The organism is Pseudomonas fragi, from assembly GCF_002269505.1.
In the GTDB taxonomy this organism is placed as follows: domain Bacteria; phylum Pseudomonadota; class Gammaproteobacteria; order Pseudomonadales; family Pseudomonadaceae; genus Aquipseudomonas; species Aquipseudomonas fragi_D.
Genome location: NZ_NQKQ01000018.1, coordinates 13,598 through 37,436 on the forward strand (window position 1 = coordinate 13,598; position 23,839 = coordinate 37,436).

At 59.5% G+C, this 23,839-nt stretch carries 25 protein-coding genes; 3 read left to right on the forward strand and 22 right to left on the reverse strand.

Annotated elements, in window-relative coordinates; all coding sequences use genetic code 11:
- Positions 1–46: 46 nt before the first annotated feature.
- Both ccmB and ccmA read right to left on the reverse strand, forming a co-directional pair.
- Entirely contained in the window at positions 47–715 is a 669-nt protein-coding gene (gene ccmB / locus CJU81_RS15930) for a heme exporter protein CcmB (RefSeq protein ID WP_016781529.1), read from the reverse strand.
- Positions 712–1,347 (reverse strand): cytochrome c biogenesis heme-transporting ATPase CcmA, encoded by a 636-nt coding sequence (ccmA, locus tag CJU81_RS15935; protein WP_095037466.1) that lies wholly within the window; start codon positions 1,345–1,347, stop codon positions 712–714. The genes ccmB and ccmA overlap by 4 nt, the downstream gene beginning before the upstream one ends.
- 192 nt (positions 1,348–1,539) lie before the next feature.
- Here ccmA and fliK point away from each other — a divergent pair, with 192 nt between their 5' ends.
- On the forward strand, positions 1,540–3,111 hold the full coding sequence (fliK, locus tag CJU81_RS15940) for a flagellar hook-length control protein FliK (protein ID WP_095037413.1): 1,572 nt from the start codon (positions 1,540–1,542) through the stop codon (positions 3,109–3,111).
- On the forward strand, positions 3,108–3,425 hold the full coding sequence (locus CJU81_RS15945) for an EscU/YscU/HrcU family type III secretion system export apparatus switch protein (RefSeq protein ID WP_095037414.1): 318 nt from the start codon (positions 3,108–3,110) through the stop codon (positions 3,423–3,425). Before fliK ends, CJU81_RS15945 begins: the two co-directional genes overlap by 4 nt.
- Positions 3,426–3,572: 147 nt before the next feature.
- Here the strand turns inward: CJU81_RS15945 and CJU81_RS15950 are convergent, their stop codons facing one another.
- Together CJU81_RS15950 and CJU81_RS15955 are read right to left on the reverse strand one after the other, a co-directional pair.
- Positions 3,573–4,853 carry an amidase gene (locus CJU81_RS15950; protein WP_095037415.1) on the reverse strand — a complete coding sequence of 427 codons (1,281 nt, stop codon included), beginning with the start codon at positions 4,851–4,853 and terminating at the stop codon, positions 3,573–3,575.
- A 29-nt stretch (positions 4,854–4,882) separates the two neighbouring features.
- A complete protein-coding gene (locus CJU81_RS15955; RefSeq protein ID WP_095037416.1) occupies positions 4,883–5,296 on the reverse strand; it encodes a VOC family protein in 414 nt (137 codons plus the stop codon).
- 108 nt (positions 5,297–5,404) lie between these two features.
- Between CJU81_RS15955 and CJU81_RS15960 the strand changes: the two genes are divergently transcribed.
- Positions 5,405–6,280 (forward strand): LysR family transcriptional regulator, encoded by an 876-nt coding sequence (locus tag CJU81_RS15960; protein WP_095037417.1) that lies wholly within the window; start codon positions 5,405–5,407, stop codon positions 6,278–6,280.
- 158 nt (positions 6,281–6,438) lie between these two features.
- Here CJU81_RS15960 and CJU81_RS15965 read toward each other — a convergent pair whose 3' ends face one another.
- The 18 genes from CJU81_RS15965 to CJU81_RS16055 all read right to left on the reverse strand — a co-directional run bounded on the left by CJU81_RS15965 (position 6,439) and on the right by CJU81_RS16055 (position 23,832).
- Entirely contained in the window at positions 6,439–6,831 is a 393-nt protein-coding gene (locus CJU81_RS15965; RefSeq protein ID WP_095037418.1) for a DUF2802 domain-containing protein, read from the reverse strand.
- Positions 6,832–7,311: a chemotaxis protein CheW gene (locus tag CJU81_RS15970; protein ID WP_016781537.1), complete on the reverse strand. Its 480-nt coding sequence runs from the start codon at positions 7,309–7,311 to the stop codon at positions 6,832–6,834. It lies immediately after the preceding gene.
- A gap of 81 nt (positions 7,312–7,392) precedes the next feature.
- Positions 7,393–8,115 carry a CheW domain-containing protein gene (locus tag CJU81_RS15975; protein ID WP_095028713.1) on the reverse strand — a complete coding sequence of 241 codons (723 nt, stop codon included), beginning with the start codon at positions 8,113–8,115 and terminating at the stop codon, positions 7,393–7,395.
- Between the two features lie 84 nt (positions 8,116–8,199).
- Entirely contained in the window at positions 8,200–8,988 is a 789-nt protein-coding gene (locus CJU81_RS15980; protein ID WP_095037419.1) for a ParA family protein, read from the reverse strand.
- A 38-nt stretch (positions 8,989–9,026) separates the two neighbouring features.
- A complete protein-coding gene (gene motD, locus CJU81_RS15985) occupies positions 9,027–9,917 on the reverse strand; it encodes a flagellar motor protein MotD (protein WP_095037420.1) in 891 nt (296 codons plus the stop codon).
- Between the two features lie 2 nt (positions 9,918–9,919).
- Positions 9,920–10,660, reverse strand: a complete 741-nt coding sequence (locus CJU81_RS15990) for a flagellar motor protein (protein WP_095037421.1) — start codon at positions 10,658–10,660, stop codon at positions 9,920–9,922.
- Complete coding sequence (locus CJU81_RS15995; protein ID WP_095037422.1) at positions 10,660–11,805, reverse strand: protein-glutamate methylesterase/protein-glutamine glutaminase; 1,146 nt, start codon at positions 11,803–11,805, stop codon at positions 10,660–10,662. The genes CJU81_RS15990 and CJU81_RS15995 overlap by 1 nt, the downstream gene beginning before the upstream one ends.
- A 47-nt stretch (positions 11,806–11,852) precedes the next feature.
- Entirely contained in the window at positions 11,853–14,027 is a 2,175-nt protein-coding gene (locus tag CJU81_RS16000; protein WP_095037423.1) for a chemotaxis protein CheA, read from the reverse strand.
- 64 nt (positions 14,028–14,091) lie between these two features.
- The gene (locus tag CJU81_RS16005; protein ID WP_095037424.1) at positions 14,092–14,880 is read right to left on the reverse strand and encodes a protein phosphatase CheZ; all 789 of its coding nucleotides are present in this window, start codon (positions 14,878–14,880) and stop codon (positions 14,092–14,094) included.
- Between the two features lie 20 nt (positions 14,881–14,900).
- Positions 14,901–15,272: a chemotaxis response regulator CheY gene (locus tag CJU81_RS16010; RefSeq protein WP_162939305.1), complete on the reverse strand. Its 372-nt coding sequence runs from the start codon at positions 15,270–15,272 to the stop codon at positions 14,901–14,903.
- Between the two features lie 194 nt (positions 15,273–15,466).
- Positions 15,467–16,207 carry an RNA polymerase sigma factor FliA gene (gene fliA / locus CJU81_RS16015; protein ID WP_095028720.1) on the reverse strand — a complete coding sequence of 247 codons (741 nt, stop codon included), beginning with the start codon at positions 16,205–16,207 and terminating at the stop codon, positions 15,467–15,469.
- Entirely contained in the window at positions 16,207–17,034 is an 828-nt protein-coding gene (fleN, locus tag CJU81_RS16020; RefSeq protein ID WP_016781547.1) for a flagellar synthesis regulator FleN, read from the reverse strand. Before fleN ends, fliA begins: the two co-directional genes overlap by 1 nt.
- Positions 17,035–17,153: 119 nt before the next feature.
- Positions 17,154–18,476, reverse strand: coding sequence for a flagellar biosynthesis protein FlhF (gene flhF / locus CJU81_RS16025; protein ID WP_095037425.1), 1,323 nt, complete (start codon positions 18,474–18,476; stop codon positions 17,154–17,156).
- 11 nt (positions 18,477–18,487) lie between these two features.
- A complete protein-coding gene (flhA, locus tag CJU81_RS16030; RefSeq protein ID WP_095037467.1) occupies positions 18,488–20,617 on the reverse strand; it encodes a flagellar biosynthesis protein FlhA in 2,130 nt (709 codons plus the stop codon).
- A gap of 664 nt (positions 20,618–21,281) precedes the next feature.
- Positions 21,282–22,238, reverse strand: coding sequence for a fimbrial protein (locus CJU81_RS16040; RefSeq protein WP_176464857.1), 957 nt, complete (start codon positions 22,236–22,238; stop codon positions 21,282–21,284).
- Between the two features lie 40 nt (positions 22,239–22,278).
- A complete protein-coding gene (locus CJU81_RS16045; RefSeq protein ID WP_095037428.1) occupies positions 22,279–22,830 on the reverse strand; it encodes a fimbrial protein in 552 nt (183 codons plus the stop codon).
- Positions 22,831–22,841: 11 nt separating this feature from the next.
- Positions 22,842–23,321, reverse strand: coding sequence for a fimbrial protein (locus tag CJU81_RS16050; protein WP_095037429.1), 480 nt, complete (start codon positions 23,319–23,321; stop codon positions 22,842–22,844).
- A 13-nt stretch (positions 23,322–23,334) separates the two neighbouring features.
- Positions 23,335–23,832, reverse strand: coding sequence for a fimbrial protein (locus CJU81_RS16055; RefSeq protein WP_095037430.1), 498 nt, complete (start codon positions 23,830–23,832; stop codon positions 23,335–23,337).
- Positions 23,833–23,839: the final 7 nt, after the last annotated feature.

Genomic DNA, 23,839 nt, shown 5'->3' on the forward strand with positions numbered 1-23,839 from the left:
GTCATGCCAGCCAGGGTCTTTACTGGCCCACGCAGGCCAGACCTCATTATTCGCCGACGCTGATTTTCAGGCCGGCAGCTATTGCAAAAGGTGTCAGGGTTACAGCCAGGGCGGTCAGGCTACCAAGCCACAGCAAGTAACCAGTTGCAGGCATGCCTTGCAATGCCGCCTGCAGGGCGCCACTACCAAGGATCAATACCGGGATATATAAAGGCAGAATCAGTAGCGCCAGCAGCAAGCCGCCACGCTTGAGGCCCACGGTCAGGGCAGCGCCCACGGCACCGAGCAGGCTCAATACTGGCGTCCCCAGCAGCAACGACATCAGCAACACCGGCAGGCAGGCCACCGGCAGCCCGAGCATCAGGGCCAGCAGGGGTGACAGGATAACCAGCGCCAGGCCGGAAAACGCCCAGTGTGCCAGCACTTTGGCCAGCACCAGTAGAGGCAGGGGGTGCGACGAAAGGACCCACTGCTCAAGCGATCCGTCTTCGAAATCACTGCGGAAAAGCCCGTCCAGCGAGAGCAAAACCGCTAAAAGGGCCGCGACCCACAGCAGGCCAGGAGACAAGGTTTGCAACAATTTAGTCTCCGGGCCGACAGCCAGCGGAAACATCGCGATCACTATGGCGAAGAACACCAACGGGTTGGCCAATTCGGCCGGGCGGCGAAACAGCAAACGCGCTTCGCGCGCCACCAACACAGCAAACACACTCATACAGCCCACTGCCCCAGGTCGATATTGCGGTAACCGGCCGGCATCCGGGCCAAGGTATGGTGCGTGGTGAGCACCACCATGCCGCCGCTTTCGCAATGCCGGGCCAGGTGCTCCTCGAGTTGCGCCACGCCTTGCTTGTCGAGCGCGGTAAACGGCTCGTCGAGAATCCACAACGGCGGGCTGTCCAGATACAGGCGGGCCAGCGCCACACGGCGCTGCTGCCCTGCCGACAAGGTGTGGCACGGCACGTCTTCAAAGCCCTGCAAGCCAACCGCGGCCAGCGCGGCCCAGATGGCCACGCGGGTTGCCGGGCGATGCAGGGCGCACAGCCAGCTGAGGTTTTCTTCAGCGCTGAGCAAATCCTTGATCCCCGCCGCATGGCCGATCCACAACAAGTTGCTGGTCAGTTCATGACGCCGGGCGCTCAGGGCCATACCGTTAAGCCGTACTTCGCCAGCCGTTGGCTGCATCAGGCCCGCCAACAAGCGCAGCAGGCTGGTTTTGCCGCTGCCGTTGGGGCCGCTGATTTGCAGCATGTCGCCACTGGCCAGACGCAATTCGAGGTGTTCGAACAGCATGCGCCAGTCACGCTCACAAGCGAGCGCTACGGCTTCTAAAAGAGGGCTGGTCACGTAATTGAGGCCTTCACGGTTCAAGTCGGCGCAGGCATGGCCGTTAAAGTGATGCAGGATAAATGCATTTGCGGCCTGATTCAGAGAGCTGGATCAAACAATTGTTATGTTTTTTATGCGCTCTGAACGACGGGGCAGCATTATACATGCCATGTCCTACGCTAAAGAGGGCAATTTCGACAGGTTGTTACGATGAAAGGCGACATGAATATTCCACCTATCCCACAATCCGCCCCCAGCAGTGTGCGTCAGGGGCTTGTGGGCGGTGAAGTGCTCAAGCTGCTGCAACCTGCAGAAGGCCTGATAAGACCCGGCCAGAGCGCCCAGGCAGAGGTGCTGGCGCTCAAACAAAACGACCTGACATTTCAGTTGCTGCTCAAGCTGACCCTGGCCGGTGGCCGGGAAACCAACGTACAGGCCAGCAGCACTTTCCCGCTACCGTTGGGCAGCCAACTGGCCGTGACCCAACCCTCTGCGGGCAACCTTGCGATCAGCCTGCAACAGGCGCTGAGCAGCAGCGTCGCCACCCTGACCCGCCTGGACACCCAACAACTGCCAGTGGGCACCCTGCTGCAAGGCAAGGTCCTGACCACCCAGGCGCTGGCCCAGCCCGCCGGGCAACCGGCGGTCTACCGATCGCTGGTGACCCTGCTCAACAGCGCGCTGAGCGGCAGCACCCTGACCCTGGACAGCCCGCAGCCTTTGCGGATCGGCAGTTTGCTCAGCGCACAGGTGGACGGCCCGCAGAGTCTGAACTTTGTGCCACTGAACGGGCGCCAGGAACAACTGGCCGTGGCGCAACAACTGGCAACACAACAGCGCCGGCAAGGCTCGTTGGAGGGCCTGCTCAACGCCCTGCAAAAACTGCCGGCCAGTGCCGACATGCCTGCCGATCTGCGCACATCCATCGACAAACTACTGGCCGGCTTGCCTGCGCACGCGCAATTGAGCAACGCCAAAGGCCTGGGCGATGCCCTGCTCAACAGCGGCGCATTTCTGGAAGCGCGGTTGCTGAGCGGACAAACCCAGGCACTGGCCCCGGACATGAAAGCCACCTTGTTGCGCCTGATTGCGCAGATCCTGCCCGGTCTGCCGGCCAGCACCAGTTTCAACCCGGGCATGGCGGCCAGCACCCAGGCCCAGGCGCTGCCGACTTTTGTGCGCAACGCCCTGGGCATGCTTGGCCAGATCAGCGCCAAGCCGCAGCCCGGCGGCTTCCCGCTGCCCCAGCGTTTGTTGCAAAGTGGCGAAGGTGAAGACAGCCTGGAAAACTTGCTGAAACTGGCAGCGGCAGCCATCTCGCGCCTGCAAAGCCATCAGTTGTCCAGTCTGGAACAGAGCGGGCGCACCGCCGAGGGTGGGGTACTGACCACCTGGCAACTGGAAATTCCCATGCGCAATGCCCACGACATCGTGCCTTTGCAGATCAAGTTCCAGCGTGAAGACCCGCCGGAAAAACAAGCGCAAGACAAACCCGAGTCCCGGGAAATCAAGGATCAACTGTGGCGCGTGGAGCTGGCCTTCGACCTTGCCCCGCTGGGCCCGCTGCATGTGCAGGCGCAGTTGCTGCGCGGCAACCTGTCGGGCCAGCTCTGGGCTGAACAGGCGTTCACTGCAAACCTGATCGAAAGCCAGTTGGGCGCCTTGCGCCAGCGCCTGAGTGATGCCGGGTTGAGCGTGACCGATCTGGATTGCCATCAAGGCACCCCGCCACAAAGTGGCCATACCCGTCTGGAACAACGCTGGGTCGATGAAACCGCATGAATACACCCACCGAACCACGCCAGGCGATTGCCCTCAAATACGACGGCAAGCAGGCCCCTACCCTCACCGCCAAAGGTGATGACGAACTGGCCGAAGCCATCCTGGCCCTGGCCCGTGAACACGAAGTGCCGATTTACGAAAATGCCGAGCTGGTCAAATTACTGGCGCGCATGGAATTGGGCGACAGCATTCCGCAAGAGCTGTACCGCACACTGGCAGAGATCATTGCGTTTGCCTGGCAGCTTAAAGGCAAGTTCCCTGAGGGTTTTGACCCGCAGGCCGAGCCGGAGGAACGGGACATCACCCCCCCTTGACCACCCTCCCTGTAGTCGCTGCCGAAGGCTGCGATCGGCGGCGCAGTCGTCGTAAATTCAGACTCCTGCGCCGTGCCAGTCAAACCCGGTGCTCAGACTTTACGATCGCTGCGCAATCGATCGCAGCCTCGCTGCGCTCCTCAGCGACTACAGACCGGACAAAACCATGTCCACCTGCTGCGCCGCATCCAGCAGCATGCTGTCCTGGCGAAACCCGCCGATAACTTGCAGCCCCACCGGCAACTCCGCCTGCGCACGGGGCAACGGGATGTTGATCTGGGGCAAGCCAAAGGCCATCCAGCATTTGCAAAAGTCTGATGGACCCGTACCCTCCAGACCCAACGGCGCAACCATGCCGCAGGTGGCACCGAGCATGGCGTCGAAGGGTTCAAAATGCGCTGTCAGTATCGGTGCCAACGCCGCCAGCCGGCTCCTGGCCGCCGTTTCCTGATCCCAGGTTGTAGCCCGAGCGCGCTCAATCATGGCCAGCACTTGCGCGCTCAGTTGCTCCGGGTTCGATTGCCATTCCTTGCTCAGTGACCGGGCACCCTCGCAGTCATTGATCAACTGATGATCATCAAAGACACTGGCAAACTCGTCCTCCAGAACCACCTCAGTCACGCTGTGGCCTGCGGCCTTAACTTGTTCGATAGCTGCCAGCAAGGCCTGAGCCACCGGCGGATCGATCTGATCCCAACGCGACGTACGACAAAACCCGAATGATCTGGCGCCATTGTCCCTGTTCGTTTGCGGCAAGCCGGGCACCAATACACGGGCGAGCAGTGCCAGGTCGCGAACCGAACGGCCGTACCAGCCCAAGGTGTCAAAACTCGGCGCCAGCGGCTTGACCCCTTCCAGCGACACCAGCCCATGGGACGGCTTGAACGCGTACAACCCGCAATAAGAAGCTGGCTTGAGCAATGAACCCGCCGTTTGCGTACCCAGTGCCATCGGGAAGAAGCCTGCCGCCATACCCGCCGCAGAGCCGGCGCTGGAGCTGCCCGGAGTTCTGTTCAAATCATGGGGGTTGCGGCTCGGCCCGGTCTTCATGTAGGCAAATTCGGTGGTATGGGTTTTACCCATGATCACTGCCCCGGCCTGACGCAACAACGCAACCACATGGGCATCCCGCGAAGGTTGGTTTTCGGTATAGATTGGCGAGTAAAACGCCGTGGGATAATCGGCAGTATCGATGATGTCCTTGATGCCCACCGGCACACCGGCCAGCAATCCGTTGAGCTGCGAGCTGCTCAGGCACTGGGCCTGTTTGCGCACGCGCTGCGGATCAAGTGCGACAAACGCCTGGATAGCAGGCTCGCGGGCGCTGGTTTGCGTCAGAAAATGCTCAGCTACCCGCCCGGGGCTAAGCTGCGCCGTGCGCACGTGTTCAGCGATAGCGCGGGCATCTGCGGTGTCGAGAAAGCTCATAGGATGTTCAACCTCGGCTCATGGCTGCATTACACGGCATACACCGCCGCCCAATCTGCGAAACCCTTGATCTCAATCGGGTTGCCCGAGGGATCGAGAAAAAACATCGTCGCCTGCTCACCCGCCGTTCCGGCAAAGCGCAGGGTCGGCGCCAGTACAAATTCCACATCGTGGGCCAGCAACCGGGCCTTCAGGGTATTCCAGTCCGGCATGTTCAACACCACCCCGAAATGCGGCATGGGCACCCAGTGATCACCCACCTTGCCGGTGTTGCTGACGGCAAACGGCTCGCCCAGATGCAATGACAGCTGATGACCAAAAAAATCAATATCCAGCCAGGTCTCGGTGCTGCGCCCTTGCACACAGCCAAGTACCTCGCAATAAAAGCGCCGGGCCTGATCCAGGTCGCGAACGTGATAGGCAAAATGAAACAGCGATTGCACAGTGACCTCCCGAGAACGGCTCTGGCCGAATGGCCTCGAGAGAAATCATGCACTGCCCCCATCAAAAGAGATAACCTGTTATTTCTTCCACGAACGAAAGTAATTCTTATGGATACGCGCTACCTGAGAAGCCTTGTCGCCGTGGTTGATTGCGGCTCGATCGCCAAGGCCGCACGCCTGGAAAACCTCACATCCGCGGCCGTCAGCCAGCGTATTGTGGCGCTCGAACGGCAACTGGGCATGGCGCTTCTGGTGCGGGTCGGGCATGAAGCCAAACCCAGCCTGGCCTGTATGGACTTGCTGCCAAGGGCGCGCGCCATCGTCAATGAAGTGGCGCTGCTGGCAGGTGACGCCGACACCCGTGGCCTGACCGGGCCCTTGCGCATCGGCGCTATTTCCACGGCACTCACCGGGCTTTTGCCGCAAGCCTTGCGCAGCATGACCCGCTCGACCCCACAGCTAAAGCCGGTGATTGTGCCAGGCACGTCGCGTTCGCTGTATCAGGCACTGGAGGCCAATGAGCTGGATGCCGCGCTAGTGGTCGCGCCACCGTTTGCGCTGAGCAAGACCTTCGACGCGGTGCTGCTGCGCAAGGAGCCCTTACTGTTTATTTCCAATGGACATTCTGCGCAAAGCATCAACGCCCGCCTGCAACACTGCCCGTACATTCAGTATGACCCCGACGCCTGGGGTGGCCGCCATGCCGTGCAGTACCTGCACGACCACGGCCTGACACCCGCTGCCCTGCTCGATCTGGATGCACTGGAAACCATCGCCCTGCTTGCGGCACAGGGCCTTGGCGTGAGCCTGGTGCCATGCTGGTCGGGAATTGAACGCTGGACCGGCAGTTGTGTGCTGGAACCGGCAGGTGATGAGCGCTATGTCCGCGAAATTGTGCTGCTCAGCCATGCCCGAGGGCCAAGGTTGCGCATGATTGAAGTGTTGCGCCAGGCGCTGCTGGAGGATATCGGCAGCAATCTGTAGTCGCTGAGGAGCGCAGCGAGGCTGCGATCGGTTGCGTAGCAGCCGTAAAGTCGGGTTGTGCGGTGTTTCAGGTAAATCGTGGATTCAGCTTTCACGACGGCTTCGCCGACGATCGCAGCCTCGCTGCAATCCTCAGCGACTACAGAAATACACGCCACTCAACCCTTGTACATCTTGCTCATCAGTTCGGCTTCAGCCTGGGTCAGGCCGCACGCCTGGGTCAGTTCATCGACGCTGGCGCCCATGCTGACCAGACGCGCCGCCTGGTTGAACGACAGGCTGGTAGGGTCGCGCTGTTCAAGCTGGGTCAGCTTCTCGGGCAGCGGCGCGACCACGGCACGCAGTTCGTGCAGGGCTTCGCCCATTTGCACATTGCCGTTCTGGTAGGTGTCCAGGCGCCGCGCCAGTTCCCGCAGGCGTCGGTCACGCTGCTCATCGGCGGCGGCCTGTTGCGCCGCAAGCACGCGCTGGCGGCGCACGTGGCTGACAAACAGCCACAGGGTCACGGCCCACAACAGGCCCAGGACAATTATCGCCGCCTCAAGGATCAATCAGATGTTCTCCAGATCCGACCATTCTTCCTCGGTCATCATTTTGTCCAGCTCAACCAGAATCAGCAGTTCGCCGTTCTTGTTGCACACGCCCTGGATAAACTTGGCCGATTCGTCATTGCCCACGTTAGGCGCCGTTTCGATCTCTGACTGACGCAGATACACCACCTCTGCCACGCTATCGACCAGAATCCCGACCACTTGCTTGTCGGCTTCGATGATGACGATGCGTGAGTTATCGGTGATCTCGGCGTTGTACAGGCCAAAACGCTGACGGGTGTCGATGACTGTTACCACGTTGCCGCGCAGGTTGATAATGCCCAACACGTAGGAAGGCGCGCCCGGTACCGGAGCGATTTCGGTGTAACGCAGCACTTCCTGCACCTGCATCACATTGATGCCGTAGGTCTCGTTGTCCAGCTTGAAGGTAACCCATTGCAGGATCGGATCTTCAGAACCCTGTGCCGCTGACTGTTTCATACCCCAAACCCCTGACTGAAATACTGCTCGATGCTGATAACTGGCGACTCGCCCACACAGGGGAATCGACCACAATTTTTGTTATGACTTGCCCTTGGCGATCAATGCCGCCAGTTGCTCCACGTCCAGCAATGCGCACATGTGTTCGATCACCGTGCCCGCCAGCCATGGCCGCTGCCCGCGCTGGGAACGCCATTTGATTTCGTTGGGGTGCAGGCGCAACGAACGGCTGACCTGATGCACTGCCAGCCCCCATTCGTAACCCTGTACCGAAATGACATATTGCAGGCCTTCGCGCAGATCGTCGCGATAGCGTTCAGGCATCACCCAGCGCGCAGTATCGAGCACGTTGAGCTTGCCGCTCTGGCTGGGCAGTATCCCCAGAAACCAGTCCGGCTGACCAAACAGCGGAGTGAGTTCACGCCCGGCCAGTGAGTAGATCGAACCCAGGCACACCAATGGCACTGCCAAAGTCAGCCCGGCCACATCGAACAGCAGGCACTCGAAGGGTTCGGCCGCCCAGGCCGGGCGGCCATCATCGGGCACCGGCAAATGCGCACCGGGGGCACTGGGCCGATGGACTTCGACCAGCGGATGGGCCAGCGCCTCGGCAGGCACGCCGACCTCAGACAGCTCCACCGGCATCGCCAGCGGCGCTTCAATGGCAGGTGCGACTTCAGCCTGCGGCTCGGCAGGCACGGGTTCAGCCGCTTCCAGCGCCTGGGTTGCATCAAACAGCAAGTCGTCAAGATACGACTGCAAGGCCACTTGCGAGCGATTGGAAAGTGCTACTGGCTGCGTCATAAAGTGCCCCACTCAACAGCCTCGCGACAGAGACCTGTAGACGTTATCGGCCAGACCCGACCGATACTTGAATACCCGCCCACCTCACGCCACCTGCGGTGCAAGCTGGCGGGTCAGTACATGTTTGAGCAACGCACGGTAGGCGATCACTCCACGGGACTTGTCATCGAACTGCGAAGGCGTCTGCCCTGCCCGGCTGGCATCGCGCAAACGGGTATCGACCGGGATAAAACCCTGCCACAGGGTCTCGGGATACACATCACGCAACACCCGCAAGGTACTCATCGACGCTTGAGTACGACGGTCGAACAACGTCGGCACGATACAGAACGGCAGCGCCTGGGGGCGCGAGCGGTTGATCATGCGCAGGGTATGCACCATGCGCTCCAGGCCCTTGAGCGCCAGATGCTCGGTCTGTACCGGGATGATCAGTTGCTGGCTGGCCGCCAATGCGTTGACCATCAGCACACCCAGAATCGGTGGGCTGTCGATGATCGCGTAGTCATAGTCCTGCCACAGTTGCGCCAGACTGCGGGCAATCACCAGACCCAGACCGCTTTGCCCCGGGGCCTGACGCTCCAGGGTCGCCAGGGCCGTGGTGGCCGGCAGCAAGGCAATCTTCTCGTGGCTGGTGGGCAGCAGCAACTGCGCTGCCAGGCCTTCAGGCACCTGGCCCTGATGCAGAAACAGGTCGTAAACGCTGTGTTCCAGACCATCGGGGTCATAACCGAAGTAGCTGGTCATGGAGCCGTGCGGGTCGAGATCGACAATCACCACACGTTTGCCCGCCTCTGCCAGCAAACCGGCCAGGGCGATGGATGTGGTGGTCTTGCCGACCCCACCTTTTTGATTGGCTACTGCCCAGACTCTCATTCAGTTGTTCCTCCCGGCTGCATGCGTGCCGGCCGAGATTATAGGGGTGGTGACGGGGAATTGACGGCATTCCCGCGAACCAGTGGCTGTGTCTGTGGCGGTGCAGTTTGTGTGCCAGCCCGCTTGAGGGCGGCATCCGGTGTTGCGTTGGCGGTGCCCGTGCCGGTCAGGCTGCGGCGCACCTCAAGGTTGCGCGACACCACCAGCACTACCCGGCGATTCAACGCGCGGCCCTCTGGCGTGGCGTTATTGGCCACCGGCTGGAACTCGCCGTAGCCCACCGAGGCCATGCGTCCGGGGTTGACGCCCTGCATGGCGAGCATGCGTACGATGCTCGCAGAACGTGCCGATGACAGTTCCCAGTTGGTCGGGTACTGCGCAGTCCGGATCGGCAGGTCGTCAGTAAAACCTTCAACATGAATCGGATTTTCAAACGGTTTAAGTACCGCGGCCACTTTGTCGATGATCTCGAAGGCGGCATTGCTGGGCATCGCATCGCCGCTGCCGAACAGCAGGCTGGAGTTGAGCTCGATCTCGACCCACAACTCATTGCCGCGCACCGTCAATTGTTTGGACGCGATCAGATCGCCAAAGGCATTGGTGATGTCATTGGCAATGGTCTTGAGCGGGTCATCGGGCCTCTGGCCCAATCCGGCGTCGGTATGTTCGCTGTCTTTGATCAACGGCTCGGCGGGCAGGGTAGTCAGCGGGCGCTCTTCACCGATGGGCACCGGCTTGATGCTGCGCTCGGTGTCATTGAAAACCCCGACCAAGGCCTGGGAAATCACCCGGTACTTGCCTTCGTTGATTGAGGAAATCGAGTACATGACCACGAAAAAGGCAAACAGCAAGGTGATGAAGTCCGCGTAGGACACCAGCCAACGTTCATGATTGACGTGTTCATCCCCGTGGCGACGGCGCCGGCTCATAGTTAACCCGTAAAGCCTTGCAGTTTGAGTTCAATGGAACGCGGGTTCTCGCCCTCGGCAATCGACAGGATGCCTTCGAGCAACATCTCGCGGTACAGCGACTGGCGCATGGCAATGGCCTTGAGTTTGCTGGCGATGGGCAGCAACACCAGGTTGGCGCTGGCCACGCCGTAGATGGTCGCGACAAACGCCACGGCAATGCCACTGCCCAGTTGCCCCGGATCAGCCAGGTTGCCCATGACATGGATCAGGCCCATGACCGCACCGATGATGCCGATGGTCGGCGCGTAGCCGCCCATGCTTTCAAACACTTTGGCGGCCTCGATATCGCGGCTTTCCTGGGTCATGTAATCGACCTCCAGCACGCTGCGGATCGTTTCCGGCTCTACGCCGTCGACCAGCAATTGCAGGCCTTTGCGCGAATAGCTGTCGGGCTCGGTATCGGCCACGCCTTCAAGGCCCAGCAAGCCTTCCTTGCGCGCCGTCAGGCTCCAGTTGACGACGCGGTCGATGCCGCCCGCCATATCGATGCGCGGCGGGAACAAAATCCACACCACGGTGTGCATCGCCCGCTTGAATGCACTCATCGGCGACTGCAGCAACGCCGCGCCCACAGTGCCGCCCAGCACGATCAGCGCTGCCGGGCCATTGGCCAGGGCACCAAGATGGCCGCCCTCCAGGTAATTGCCGCCGATAATCGCGACAAACGCCATGATGATGCCAATCAGGCTGAGCACGTCCATCAGTGGCAGGCCTCGACCAGATGCTTGCCGATATCATCGAGGCCATAAACAGCATCCGCCAGGTTGGCTTTGACGATGGCCATGGGCATGCCGTAGATCACGCAACTGGCTTCGTCCTGCGCCCACACCTGGCTGCCGCCCTGCTTGAGCAGGCGGGCGCCTTCGCGGCCGTCGGCGCCCATGCCGGTCAACACCACCGCCAAAACTTTGTCACCAAAGGACTTGGCAGCAGAGCCGAAGGTGATATCCACACACGGCTTGTAGTTCAGACGCTCATCGCCCGGCAGGATGCGTACAGCGCCACGACCATCGATCATCATTTGCTTGCCGCCAGGAGCCAGCAAGGCCAGTCCGGGGCGCAGGATATCGCCGTCCTCGGCTTCCTTGACGCTGATGCGGCAAAGCTTGTCGAGGCGCTCGGCAAATGCCTTGGTGAATGCCGCCGGCATATGCTGCACGAGCACGATCGGCGCAGGGAAATTGCCCGGCAACTGAGTCAGTACGCGTTGCAAGGCCACCGGCCCGCCAGTTGAAGTACCGATAGCCACCAATTTGTAAGCCTTGCGCTTGGGCGCAGCTGCAGCGGGGGTCGGCGCCGGGCCACCACGGCTGGCAATCGGTGTGGTGCGCACAGCCGCAGGGGCCGGGGCTGGCGCAACAAAACCGCCAAGACCTGGCCGGGGCGCTGCTGGCGGAGCCGGGACCGCCGCTGCCGGTACAGGTGCACTGTAGCTGGACATGCGCCGGTTGCTGCGCGAGATGCTGTGTACTTTTTCGCACAGCATCTGTTTGACCTTCTCGGGGTTGCGCGAGATGTCTTCAAAGTTTTTCGGCAGGAAATCCACCGCCCCGGCATCCAGCGCGTCGAGGGTGACACGGGCGCCTTCGTGGGTCAGCGACGAGAACATCAATACCGGCGTGGGGCAGCGCTGCATGATATGGCGCACGGCCGTGATGCCATCCATCAACGGCATCTCGTAATCCATGGTGATCACGTCCGGCTTGAGCGCCAGCGCCTGATCAATCGCTTCCTTGCCATTGGTGGCGGTGCCGATCACTTGAATCGTCGGGTCAGCCGACAGAATTTCCGAGACGCGGCGGCGGAAAAAACCGGAATCATCCACCACCAGGACCTTGACTACCATAAACACTCCGTTAGGCAGTACGGGGCGCGGGCCCCGACTCACCAGAATCAAATACGCCGTGATGCGTAATGCTTGAGCATGCTCGGAACATCCAGAATCAAGGCAATACGGCCATCACCGGTGATGGTAGCCCCCGACATGCCTGGCGTGCCCTGGAGCATCTTGCCCAACGGTTTGATCACCACCTCTTCCTGACCGACCAGTTGGTCGACCACAAAACCGATGCGCTGGGTACCGATGGACAGAATCACCACATGCCCTTCGCGCTGCTCTTCATGGGCGGCAGAAGCCACCAGCCAGCGCTTGAGGTAGAACAATGGCAGCGCCTTGTCGCGCACGATCACCACTTCCTGACCGTCGACCACATTGGTACGCGACAGGTCGAGGTGGAAGATTTCGTTGACGTTGACCAGCGGGAAAGCAAAGGCCTGATTGCCCAGCATCACCATCAGGGTCGGCATAATGGCCAGGGTCAGCGGCACCTTGATGACGATTTTCGAACCCCGCCCCAAGGCCGACTCGATGCTCAGCGAGCCATTGAGCTGGGCGATCTTGGTTTTCACCACGTCCATGCCCACGCCACGCCCGGACACATCGCTGATTTCGGTTTTGGTCGAAAAGCCCGGCGCAAAAATCAGGTTGTAGCAGTCGTTTTCGCTCAGGCGATCGGCCGCATCCTTGTCCATCAGGCCTTTTTTCACCGCCAGAGAACGCAGGAAGTTGGCGTCCATGCCTTTGCCATCGTCTGAGATCGACAGCAGGATATGGTCGCCCTCCTGCTCGGCCGACAGAATCACCCGGCCACAGCTCGGCTTGCCGGCAGCGGCGCGCTCTTCAGGGGTTTCGCAGCCGTGGTCGACGGCGTTGCGCACCAAGTGAACCAACGGGTCGGCCAGGGCCTCGACGAGGTTTTTGTCCAGGTCGGTGTCTTCGCCCACCAGCTCCAGGCTGATTTCTTTTTTCAGCTGGCGCGCCAGGTCACGCACCAGACGCGGGAAGCGGCCGAAGACTTTCTTGATCGGCTGCATCCGCGTTTTCATCACGGCGGTTTGCAGGTCGGCGGTAACCACGTCGAGGTTGGACAGCGCCTTGGCCATCTCTTCGTCATGGCTGTTCAGGCCCAGGCGCACCAGACGGTTACGCACCAAGACCAGCTCGCCGACCATGTTCATGATGTCATCCAGCCGCGCGGTATCGACGCGCACGGTGGTTTCAGCTTCGCTGGCGACCGGTTTTTCCGCAGGTGCCGCAGCAGCACGGGCCGGTGCCGGACGCGCAGCCGCCGCAGCAGGCTTGGCCGGGGCTACTGCAGCCACCACTGCTGCCGAGTCGGCGCTGAACTTGCCTTTACCGTGCATCTCGTCGAGCAGGGCTTCGAATTCGTGATCGCTGATCAGGTCCGGGTCGCCCGCAGGCTCCGCGGCACTGGCCGCAGGCTCGGCAGGTGCCGCGGTCGCGGTATCCAGCGCATCGGTATTAAACGAACCCTTGCCATGCAGTTGATCAAGCAGGGCTTCGAATTCGTCATCGGTGATTTCATTGCTGACTTCAACAGGCGCGGCAGGCACTTCCTCAGGCACAGCAGCAACAACGGCTGCATCTGTCGAGAACTGGCCCTTGCCGTGCAACTGGTCGAGCAGCAATTCGAACTCGGCATCGCTGATTTCGTCGCTTGCCGACAGTTCTGCCGGGGCCGCGGGTTCAGGCTCGGACGCAGCGGCCTTGACCGCATCGAGAGATTCGAGCAGCTGTTCGAATTCGCTGTCGGTAATGTCGGTCACCGGGGCTTCAAGCACCGGTTCAGACACTGCTGCAACCACGGCCTGCGCAGCAGCAGGCTCGGCCAGGCGCGCCAGCGCTGCCAGCAACTCGGGGGTCGCGGCGGTGATCGGGCTGCGCTCGCGCACTTCGCTGAACATGCCGTTGACCGCATCCAGGGCCTCAAGCACCACGTCCATCAGCTCTGCGTCGACGCTACGCTCACCCTTGCGCAGGATGTCGAAGACGTTCTCGGCAATGTGACAGCACTCCACCAACTCATGGAGCTGCAGGAAGCCGGCGCCCCCTTTTACAGTGTGAAAACCGCGAAAAATGGCATTGAGCAGATCCGCATCATCCGGTCGGCTTTCCAGCTCGACCAGTTGTTCGGACAACAACTCCAGAATTTCGCCGGCTTCAACCAGGAAATCCTGAAGGATTTCTTCATCGGCGCCGAAGCTCATGTACGTGCTCCTTGAAATAGGCTCTTCGACGCCGGGCAACAGCGCCCGCACGCCTCTTCAAGTCCTAAAAACCCAAACTGGACAACAAATCGTCTACATCATCCTGACCGGATACGACGTCATTACGTGTATCGGCATGAATCTGCGGACCTTCACCCTTGGCCTGGTTTTTTTGCGAATTATTTTCAGCGCGCAATGCATCACGGTCGTGTTCAATGCCGGCAAAGCGATCTACCTGGCTGGCCATCAACACCAGCTTGAGCAGGTTGCTCTCCACGTCCGTAACCAATTGCGTCACCCGCTTGATCACCTGACCGGTCAGGTCCTGGAAATCCTGGGCCAGCAAGATGTCAGTCAGATTGGCGGAGACGATGTTGTTTTGCGTTTCACTGCGCGTCAAAAAACTGTCAATTCGACGCGCCAGCTCGCGAAACTCTTCGGCACCGATTTCGCGACGCATGAAGCGCCCCCAATCCGCGCTCAGTTCTTTGGCTTCCTGACCCAGCCCGTTGACCAGTGGCGTGCTGTTTTCCACCAGGTCCATGGTCCGGTTGGCTGCCGCTTCCGTGAGTTTCACAACATAAGCCAAACGTTCGGTGGCATCCGTGATCTGCGACACTTCTTCGGCTTGCGGCATGCTTGGGTCAATGTGGAAATTGACAATGGCACTGTGCAGCTCGCGGGTCAGTTTGCCGACTTCGCGATACAACCCGCGGTCGCGGGTCTGGTTAAGCTCGTGAATCAACTGCACGGCATCGCCAAACTGGCCTCGTTCAAGGCTTTCGACCAATTCGTGAGCATGTTTTTTCAGGGTCGATTCGAAATCGGCCTGTGTGCAATCTTTATGCTCCATAGTGCCCCCAAGGCAGCCGATCAACCGATGCGTTCAAAGATCTTTTCGATTTTGTCTTTGAGTGCGATAGCGGTGAACGGCTTGACTACATAACCGTTAACACCGGCCTGGGCCGCTTCGATAATCTGCTCGCGCTTGGCCTCGGCGGTCACCATCAGCACCGGCAAGTGCTTGAGCTTTTCGTCGGCACGTACATGGCGCAGCAACTCGATGCCGGTCATGCCCGGCATGTTCCAGTCCGTCACCAGAAAGTCGATGTGCCCCAGGTTGAGGATCGGCAACGCCGTGGTGCCGTCATCCGCCTCGACCGTGTTGGTGAACCCCAGGTCACGCAACAGGTTTTTAATGATCCGCCGCATCGTTGAAAAGTCATCAACGATGAGGATTTTCATGTTCTTGTCCAATTCGACCTCCAAGCAGTCTTTAACGCGCTCATGTGCAGGGCGCGTCATTCAATCAATTCGTTTTCAAACACACCTAATCGACTGTGGGAGCGGGCTTGCCCGCGATGGGGTCGACGCGGTCTGTCTGATTCACCGTGTCGATCCCATCGCGGGCAAGCCCGCTCCCACAGGTATCAAGGGCCCTAGTGCGCGCGCCACTGCCCCAGCCGTGCCCGCAAACGTGCCGCGCACTGGCTGTGCAACTGGCTGACACGGGATTCGCTGACCCCCAGCACTTCGCCGATTTCCTTGAGGTTCAGTTCCTCGTCGTAATACAGCGCCAGCACCAGCCTTTCACGCTCTGGCAGGTGGGCGATGGCATCGGCCAGCGCAGCCTGGAAGCGCTCGTCTTCAAGGTCGCGCGACGGCTCCGTGTGGGCACTCGCGCCATCCTCATGCAGCCCTTCGTGTTCGCCGTCCTGCAACAGATCGTCAAAACTGAACAGGCGGCTGCCCAGGGTGTCATTCAAAATGGCGTAATAATCGTCAAGGCTTAACTGGAGTTCGGCCGCAACTTCATGATCTTTAGCGTCACAACCGGTTTTTGCTTCAATTACCCGAATTGCGTCACTGACCATGCGTGTATTGCGGTGTACCGAACGCGGTGCCCAGTCGCCCTTGCGCACCTCATCGAGCATCGCGCCACGGATGCGGATACCGGCGTAAGTCTCGAAACTCGCGCCCTTGGTGGCGTCGTATTTGCCCGACACTTCGAGCAGGCCGATCATCCCCGCCTGGATCAGGTCATCCACCTGCACGCTGGCAGGTAAACGCGCCAACAGGTGATAGGCGATGCGCTTGACCAGAGGGGCGTAGCGCTCGATCAGCTCGTACTGGCTGTCGCGCGATGACTTGCTGTACATGCGGTAACCGCTGGCCGTCATTAAAAGCGCCCTCCTGCCTGCTGCACCAGACGCTCGACAAAGAACTCCAGATGCCCCCTCGGGTTTGCGGGCAACGGCCAGGTATCGACTTTTTGCGCAATGGCCTTGAACGCCAGCGAGCACTTGGAGCGCGGAAACGCTTCGTACACGGCGCGCTGTTTTTGTACGGCCTTGCGCACGCACTCGTCGTAAGGCACGGCGCCCACGTATTGCAGGGCCACATCGAGAAAGCGGTCGGTGACTTTGGTCAACTTGGCGAACAGGTTGCGCCCTTCCTGCGGGCTTTGCGCCATGTTGGCCAGCACGCGGAAGCGATTCATGCCGTAATCGCGGTTAAGCAGCTTGATCAGCGCATAGGCGTCGGTGATCGAGGTCGGCTCGTCGCACACCACCAGCAGCACTTCCTGGGCGGCACGGACAAAACTGACCACTGACTCGCCAATCCCGGCGGCGGTGTCGATCACCAGCACATCCAGGTTGTCGCCCAGGTCGCTGAAGGCCTGGATCAGGCCGGCATGCTGCGCCGGGCTCAGGTGGACCATGCTCTGGGTGCCCGAGGCCGCCGGCACGATGCGGATCCCGCCGGGGCCCTGGAGCAGAACGTCGCGCAGCTCGCAACGCCCCTCGACCACATCGGCCAGAGTGAATTTTGGGGTCAAGCCCAGCAAAACATCAACGTTCGCCAGCCCAAGGTCCGCGTCCATCAACAGAACGCGCCTGCCCAGCTCGGCCAATGCGATGGACAAGTTGACTGACACGTTAGTTTTACCGACGCCACCCTTGCCGCCGGTCACTGCGATCACCTGTACGGGATGCATGCTGCCCATGATCTTTCTTTACCTTGTCTTACTTAGACGCGGCTACATGCGTTGGCTGCTCGTTCCCCAGTGGAACAACACCTTCAGACCAGCCGATGTAGGTACATTGCAACGTAATCTTGACTACCTCAGCCAACCCGTTTGGGTGGGCTGTGGTAGATATCAGCGAACATATCGGCCATGGCCTCTTCGCTGGGTTCTTCCTGCATTTGCACACTCACTGCGCGACTCACCAACTGGTGACGCCGCGGCAGGTGAAGGTCGTCCGGAATCCGTGGGCCGTCGGTGAGGTAAGCCACCGGCAACTCGTTGCTGATCGCCAGGCTCAACACTTCGCCCAGGCTCGCCGTTTCATCCAGCTTGGTCAGAATGCAACCGGCCAGCCCGCAGCGCTTGTAACTGAGGTACGCGGCCGTCAGCACCTGCTTCTGGCTGGTGGTGGCCAATACCAGGTAATTCCTGGCCTTGATCCCGCGCCCTGCCAGGCTTTCAAGCTGCAGGCGCAACGCCGGATCACTGGCTTGCAGGCCCGCAGTATCGACCAGCACCACGCGCTTGCGCACCAGCGGTTCGAGGGTCTGGCCCAGCGACTGGCCGGGGGCCACATGGGTCACCGGTACATTCAAAATGCGCCCCAGGGTCTTGAGCTGCTCCTGGGCGCCAATGCGAAAACTGTCCATGCTCACCAGCGCGATATTCTGCGCGCCGTACTTGAGCACGTAACGCGCCGCCAGCTTGGCCAGCGTGGTGGTTTTACCCATCCCGGCAGGTCCGACCATGGCGATCACACCGCCCTCTTCCAGCGGCTCCAGCTCTGGCGTGGCAATCATCCGCGCCAGATGCGCCAGCAGCATCCGCCACGCCTGGCGCGGCTCTTCAATGCCAGCCACTTGCGCCAGCAAATCCCGCGACAACGGCCCGGACAGACCGATCCGCTGCAGGCGTCGCCACAGATTGGCCTGGGCCGGCTTGGCGTCCTGCAACTGGCTCCAGGCCAGCGAGCCCAGCTGCACTTCCAGCAATTCGCGCAAACCGTTGAGTTCATGACGCATATTGTCGAATGCGCGCTGATCGATCGTCGGTGCGGCGGGCGTAGGTGCCGGGCGCGGCGGCTCTTCAAGGGTCGGTTCAATCAACGGTTCTGCAGCGGTCAGCGGCAAACCGGCAAACAACTGCCGGTTATCCCCTGCTGCGGCCTCGCCTTCACCGCGCAGGCTCAACTCGGCCTGGGCCGAGACAATCCGCGACTGGGTCTTGCGCAGCTCTTCTTCGAGCTCAATGTTCGGTACCCGGGGTGCCAGCGCGGACAGTTTGTAGTCCAGGGCCGCGGTCAACTCAACGCCCCCGGCAATCCGGCGGTTGCCAATAATGGCGGCGTCAGCCCCCAGCTCATCACGAATCAGCTTCATGGCCTGACGCATATCGGCGGCGAAAAATCGCTTCACTTGCATAAAACAAACCCTCAGCCGTTAGGGCCTACTGTCGCAACGATCGTGACCTGCTTGTTGTCAGGGATTTCCTGGTAAGCCAGTACATGCAGGTTGGGCACCGCCAGACGGCCAAAACGCGAAAGCATCGCGCGTACCGGGCCTGCCACCAACAAGATTACCGGGTTGCCTTGCATCTCCTGACGCTGAGCAGCGTCGATCAACGAGCGCTGGAGCTTCTCTGCCATGCTTGGCTCCAGCAAAACGCCCTCTTCCTGGCCAACTCCTGCCTTCTGCAAACTATTGAGCAATATTTGTTCCAACCTGGGTTCCAGGGTGATCACAGGCAGCTCGGACTCAACGCCTACAATGCTTTGCACGATGGCACGGGACAGGCCCACACGTACGGCGGCAACCAAAGCGGCAGTATCTTGACTCTTATGGGCATTGTTGGCGACGGCCTCGGCAATACTGCGGATATCCCGCACCGGCACCTGTTCGGCCAACAAGGCCTGCAATACTTTAAGCAATTGCGACAGGCTCAAAACGCCTGGCACCAGCTCTTCGGCCAGCTTGGGTGAAGACTTGGCCAGCAACTGCATCAACTGCTGGACTTCTTCATGGCCAATCAGCTCGTGGGAATGCTTGTACAAAATCTGATTGAGGTGCGTCGCCACCACAGTGCTGGCATCCACTACGGTATAGCCCAGCGACTGCGCCTGGCTGCGCTGGCTGACTTCAATCCACACCGCTTCCAGACCAAAGGCCGGGTCTTTGGTGGTAATCCCGTTAAGCGTGCCAAAAACCTGGCCCGGGTTAATCGCCATTTCGCGGTCCGGGTAGATCTCGGCCTCGGCCAGAATCACTCCCATCAGGGTCAGGCGATAAGCACTGGGGGCCAGGTCGAGGTTGTCGCGGATATGCACGGTAGGCATCAGAAAGCCGAGGTCCTGGGACAGCTTTTTACGCACACCCTTGATCCGCGCCAATAGCTGGCCACCCTGGTTGCGGTCCACCAGCGGAATCAGGCGGTAGCCCACTTCCAGGCCGATCATGTCGATCGGGGTGACGTCATCCCAGCCCAACTCCTTGGTTTCCTGGGCGCGGGCTGGCGAAGGCAGCAGCTCCTGCTGGCGCTTGACCTCTTGCAGGGCCTGGACCTTGACCACGTTCTGTTTTTTCCACATCAGGTACGCCGCACCACCGGCGACTGCAGCCAGGCTCAGGAAGGAGAAATGCGGCATGCCGGGCACGATGCCCATGATCGCCATGATGCCTGCCGAGACAGCCAGCGCCTTGGGCGAGGTAAACATCTGGCGGTTGATCTGCTTGCCCATGTCTTCGGAGCCCGAAGCACGGGTCACCATGATCGCGGCGGCCGTGGACAGCAACAGGGACGGCAATTGCGCCACCAAACCGTCACCGATGGTCAACAAGGCGTACACCTTGCCTGCCTCACTGAACGTCATGCCGTGCTGGAAGATACCTACAGCCATGCCGCCGATGAGGTTGATAAACAGAATCAGCAGGCCGGCGATGGCGTCACCGCGTACGAATTTGCTGGCACCGTCCATCGAGCCATAGAACTCGGCTTCCTGGGCGACTTCCTGGCGGCGCATCTTGGCCTGGTTCTGGTCGATCAGCCCGGCGTTGAGGTCGGCGTCGATCGCCATTTGTTTGCCGGGCATGGCGTCAAGGGTAAAGCGCGCGCTGACTTCGGAGATACGCCCCGCGCCCTTGGTCACCACCACGAAGTTGATGATCATCAGGATCGCAAACACCACGATACCCACGACATAGTTGCCGCCGATCACCACCTCGCCGAAGGCCTGGATCACCTTGCCCGCGGCGGCGTGGCCCTCCTGGCCATGGAGCATCACCACCCGCGTGGAGGCCACGTTGAGCGCCAGCCGCATCAGGGTCGCGACCAGCAGAATGGTGGGGAATACGGCGAAATCCAGTGGCCGCAGGGCGTAGACGCACACCAGCAGCACCACAATCGACAAGGCAATGTTGAAGGTAAAAAACACATCCAGCAGGAACGCGGGGATGGGCAACATCATCATTGCCAGCATCACCAACAACAACAGCGGCACACCCAACTGGCCCTGACCCAGGCCGGCCAGACCGCTGCGAGCGGTGTTGATTAACTGAGAGCGATCCAATGACATTGCGACAAACCTTTAGCAAACTTTTGACGCCATGTGCGCCGTAGAGCCTGCCTCTGCAAGAAACCTTCCAACTTTGGCAATCGGCCAGGCTGGAGGGCTTGCCGCGGTCGATAATCTCTACCGCGGGTGAGCACAGCGAAGCAAACGTAAAGTCAGATTTCTGCGCCTGCCAGATAACTCATGCACTCAGTCATTGCGACCGCTTCGCAATCGGACGTAGACCTGATGGCTCATTTTATCTGGCTCACCAAGGCCGCTTCGCAAAACATTTACAACCTTTGCTGTGCCCCTCTTGGGCAGCTGAAGCAGCTGCGCACGAAAATCTCACCAAAACAAACTTCGTGGCAGTCGATTGATATACATTTGCCGTGATCGAATCAGGGCCAGGCACACCAAAAACAACATCGATCGGCGCATTATCATTAACAGTGCAGCCCGGCGAATAACTTACTATACCGGCCCAGGAACCGTTATTTACACTCTATTCATCGACGACAATAGAAACATGCACAAACAGCAACAACAGCAACAACAGCAACAACAGCAACAACAGCAACAACAGCAACAACAGCAACAACAGCATTCCAGATATATATACTTCACACACCTCTTCATATGGCCCGAGGGGTTGTACCCACACTCTTCAAATTGACGCCCGTTACGGAAGCCCCATAATCAGCGTTGCACTGGCCGCAAAAAGCCCTGCTGCGGGAAAGCTGCCTAGCTTGCGGACGAGTGAGAACACTACACTGTCCGATCCAACACTGTTATTTAGAGCCGATCTAAAAGACGTTCCGGGGGCCACCTCCACCCCTGCACGCAGCAAACCCACACCAATATCGGGATTACTCGTCCTCAAAATATTAGAGTCGAACGACGCAGGCGAGCCATTCAATGTAATGGTTATCGCAGACGTAATACCGGGATCAGGACAGGAATACGTCAGATTTCTGGTTACCTGGATAGGCGAACCAACCGAGCTCTCTCCAATCGCCACGGGATCAACCTCATTAAAGTCAACGACAATTGGCATATCGCCATTTATTGTACAAGTGGAAATATGAAAGTTGAAATCATTCTTGGCCAGTATATAAACCTCCACATCGGCTGGAGGATTGCTGGTATTGTTCGTCTGCCTAAAATTCATGGTTCCGATCAGATCTCCTGCGCGGATATTAATCAAATGGACTGGCACCCCAACAGTACGAAGAAACATATAGGTATTCAGATCAACCCACCCACCGCTGCCGCCGCTCCCACTGTTTTCCATCGTCGCCACATGAATACCGCTAACTGCAGGCAAATAGTCCGCATTCTGGATACTTAACCCCATACTGTAACCACTGAACTTAGGACCCGGCACCAACGGATTCAAATTGGTTTTCCAATAATCTCTAGAGTTATCCCCCGTTGGGCCGCTGGGTGTGTATCTACACTCCATCTGATATCCACCCAACACAATTTTTCCGCTACCAGGGATCGCCCGCACATCGGCATAAATGTGGACAGAATTATCATACACATCAATCAAAGGACCAGAATCAACTCGGCATTGCCCCGCCATTGCAACTTGCGCACCACATAGCAAAAAAAGCATAGCTATCAAATATTTCATATGATTCTCATTTTTCAATACCGCCATTCCTTGCGAGGAATTATGGGTAATCCAAAGTAAAGGTCGATGTGGCAGTAAAGGCACCCGCGATTATTGCCTGGTTGGCAATGGCCAGAGGCTCACCTTTGATAAAGGCCTGGAGTGCAATGACATTGGCGCCGCTGGTTAATGCTTGCCTGTCGCTTGTCACGTTGAGCGGCAACAAATTGCCCGCCGGGGTTTCTATCCCGATCGCCACCCCAGCGGCAGTACTGCCACCGCCCAGCGCCAGCAGACCTGGTAGCACGGCACTTGCATTGCCGCTTAAAGTAATAGTCACATCGCTGCCAATACTGATGTCACACCCCTCAAGATGAATTTCAAAGGGCTTGCCAATAGTGCGGGTGTTCAAGTAAAGATATTGGCTCGATGTATCCCATAGTTGCAGCGGAATATCATCATCGCCGGGCCGGAGCGTGCACGCCTGCGCCACCAATGCGCCCCTGAAACTCATGTTGGGTGCTGCCGGCGCGCTGGCGGACAGCAGCGATGCACCCATCAACAGCGTCACAACCACTGGCTTCCAGCAACTGGCTTTTATCTCAAGTCCCATGGACAGACTCCTCACTGGTAATAGGCCAGCAGCGTTGCCGAAGCGGTAAACCCGACCAGGGCGAGCGAGCTCCCAGTGTCTTTGACAAGCACCGCTTGCAGCAGCGGAGGGCTCGAAGGATTGATCAGCACCGGCGTATTCAGCACGAAGGGCACGTCATTTCGCAAAAGCCTGATCCCCAGACCCGCAACACTGGACTGCACTGCGGCCGAGTCAAACGTCGTTGCTGTGCCCTGCACCGTCAACCTCATCGCCCACGGCAAAGTCCCTGCCGTGCAATTGATGGTGTAATTCACGGCTTTGCGATTGTTCACGCCATCAATGGTACTGATACCCACATTGTCAAAGTCGATATCGATATTGCTGCCACTGTTGATCGTGCACGGTGGCGGCTCCACCAGCGTGCCATTGAACGCAAGGTTTGCCATTGCGTTGCTGCCAGAGCCGAATGTGCACAGTGCAAACAAGGCTGTCTGTTGCCAGCGTTTCATATCCGGATCCTTCTTACTGCAGCGCAACCACTAACGTAGCGGCAGCGGTGAACGCCCCGCCGGTCAGTGTGCTGCTGCCTGGGTTTTTCACCGGTACCGCTTCCATGACCGGCAAATTGGGGTATGTGAAGTTCACCGCGCTGTTGAGGGGCCAGAGAACACCACCCAGCAGCAGCTTGACCCCAAGATCACTCTTGCTGGTTCTCAGCACCGTACTGTCAAACCCCGCCCCGGTGCCCTGCAAGGTGATCTTCATGTCGTTCGAGGGCTGCGGGTCGCAAGTGACCGTATAGGGCACGGCGCGCCGATAAGTGACCCCGTCAATCCGGGTGGTCATCAGATCATTACCGAACGGGACAACAAGGGTGTTGCCGGCATTGATGATGCAAGGTGGAGGCGGCAGGATCGTCCCGCGGATAGTGACGGCGACATCTGCCTGAACACGTTCGCAGAGGATCAGCAGCAGACAGCCACACGTGAGTACGGCCCGCGACGCGAATGGTATGGTCATCGTTTTC

Bases quoted from the DNA above. Each gene is read 5' to 3' on its own strand.
- ccmB (WP_016781529.1), bottom strand. From the start codon at position 715: ATGAGTGTGTTTGCTGTGTTGGTGGCGCGCGAAGCGCGTTTGCTGTTT.
- fliK (WP_095037413.1), top strand. From the start codon at position 1,540: ATGAAAGGCGACATGAATATTCCACCTATCCCACAATCCGCCCCCAGC.
- CJU81_RS15945 (WP_095037414.1), top strand. From the start codon at position 3,108: ATGAATACACCCACCGAACCACGCCAGGCGATTGCCCTCAAATACGAC.
- CJU81_RS15950 (WP_095037415.1), bottom strand. From the start codon at position 4,853: ATGAGCTTTCTCGACACCGCAGATGCCCGCGCTATCGCTGAACACGTG.
- CJU81_RS15960 (WP_095037417.1), top strand. From the start codon at position 5,405: ATGGATACGCGCTACCTGAGAAGCCTTGTCGCCGTGGTTGATTGCGGC.
- CJU81_RS15970 (WP_016781537.1), bottom strand. From the start codon at position 7,311: ATGAAACAGTCAGCGGCACAGGGTTCTGAAGATCCGATCCTGCAATGG.
- CJU81_RS15975 (WP_095028713.1), bottom strand. From the start codon at position 8,115: ATGACGCAGCCAGTAGCACTTTCCAATCGCTCGCAAGTGGCCTTGCAG.
- CJU81_RS15980 (WP_095037419.1), bottom strand. From the start codon at position 8,988: ATGAGAGTCTGGGCAGTAGCCAATCAAAAAGGTGGGGTCGGCAAGACC.
- motD (WP_095037420.1), bottom strand. From the start codon at position 9,917: ATGAGCCGGCGCCGTCGCCACGGGGATGAACACGTCAATCATGAACGT.
- CJU81_RS15990 (WP_095037421.1), bottom strand. From the start codon at position 10,660: ATGGACGTGCTCAGCCTGATTGGCATCATCATGGCGTTTGTCGCGATT.
- CJU81_RS15995 (WP_095037422.1), bottom strand. From the start codon at position 11,805: ATGGTAGTCAAGGTCCTGGTGGTGGATGATTCCGGTTTTTTCCGCCGC.
- CJU81_RS16000 (WP_095037423.1), bottom strand. From the start codon at position 14,027: ATGAGCTTCGGCGCCGATGAAGAAATCCTTCAGGATTTCCTGGTTGAA.
- CJU81_RS16005 (WP_095037424.1), bottom strand. From the start codon at position 14,880: ATGGAGCATAAAGATTGCACACAGGCCGATTTCGAATCGACCCTGAAA.
- CJU81_RS16010 (WP_162939305.1), bottom strand. From the start codon at position 15,272: ATGAAAATCCTCATCGTTGATGACTTTTCAACGATGCGGCGGATCATT.
- fliA (WP_095028720.1), bottom strand. From the start codon at position 16,207: ATGACGGCCAGCGGTTACCGCATGTACAGCAAGTCATCGCGCGACAGC.
- fleN (WP_016781547.1), bottom strand. From the start codon at position 17,034: ATGGGCAGCATGCATCCCGTACAGGTGATCGCAGTGACCGGCGGCAAG.
- flhF (WP_095037425.1), bottom strand. From the start codon at position 18,476: ATGCAAGTGAAGCGATTTTTCGCCGCCGATATGCGTCAGGCCATGAAG.
- CJU81_RS16040 (WP_176464857.1), bottom strand. From the start codon at position 22,238: ATGAAATATTTGATAGCTATGCTTTTTTTGCTATGTGGTGCGCAAGTT.
- CJU81_RS16045 (WP_095037428.1), bottom strand. From the start codon at position 22,830: ATGGGACTTGAGATAAAAGCCAGTTGCTGGAAGCCAGTGGTTGTGACG.
- CJU81_RS16050 (WP_095037429.1), bottom strand. From the start codon at position 23,321: ATGAAACGCTGGCAACAGACAGCCTTGTTTGCACTGTGCACATTCGGC.
- CJU81_RS16055 (WP_095037430.1), bottom strand. From the start codon at position 23,832: ATGACCATACCATTCGCGTCGCGGGCCGTACTCACGTGTGGCTGTCTG.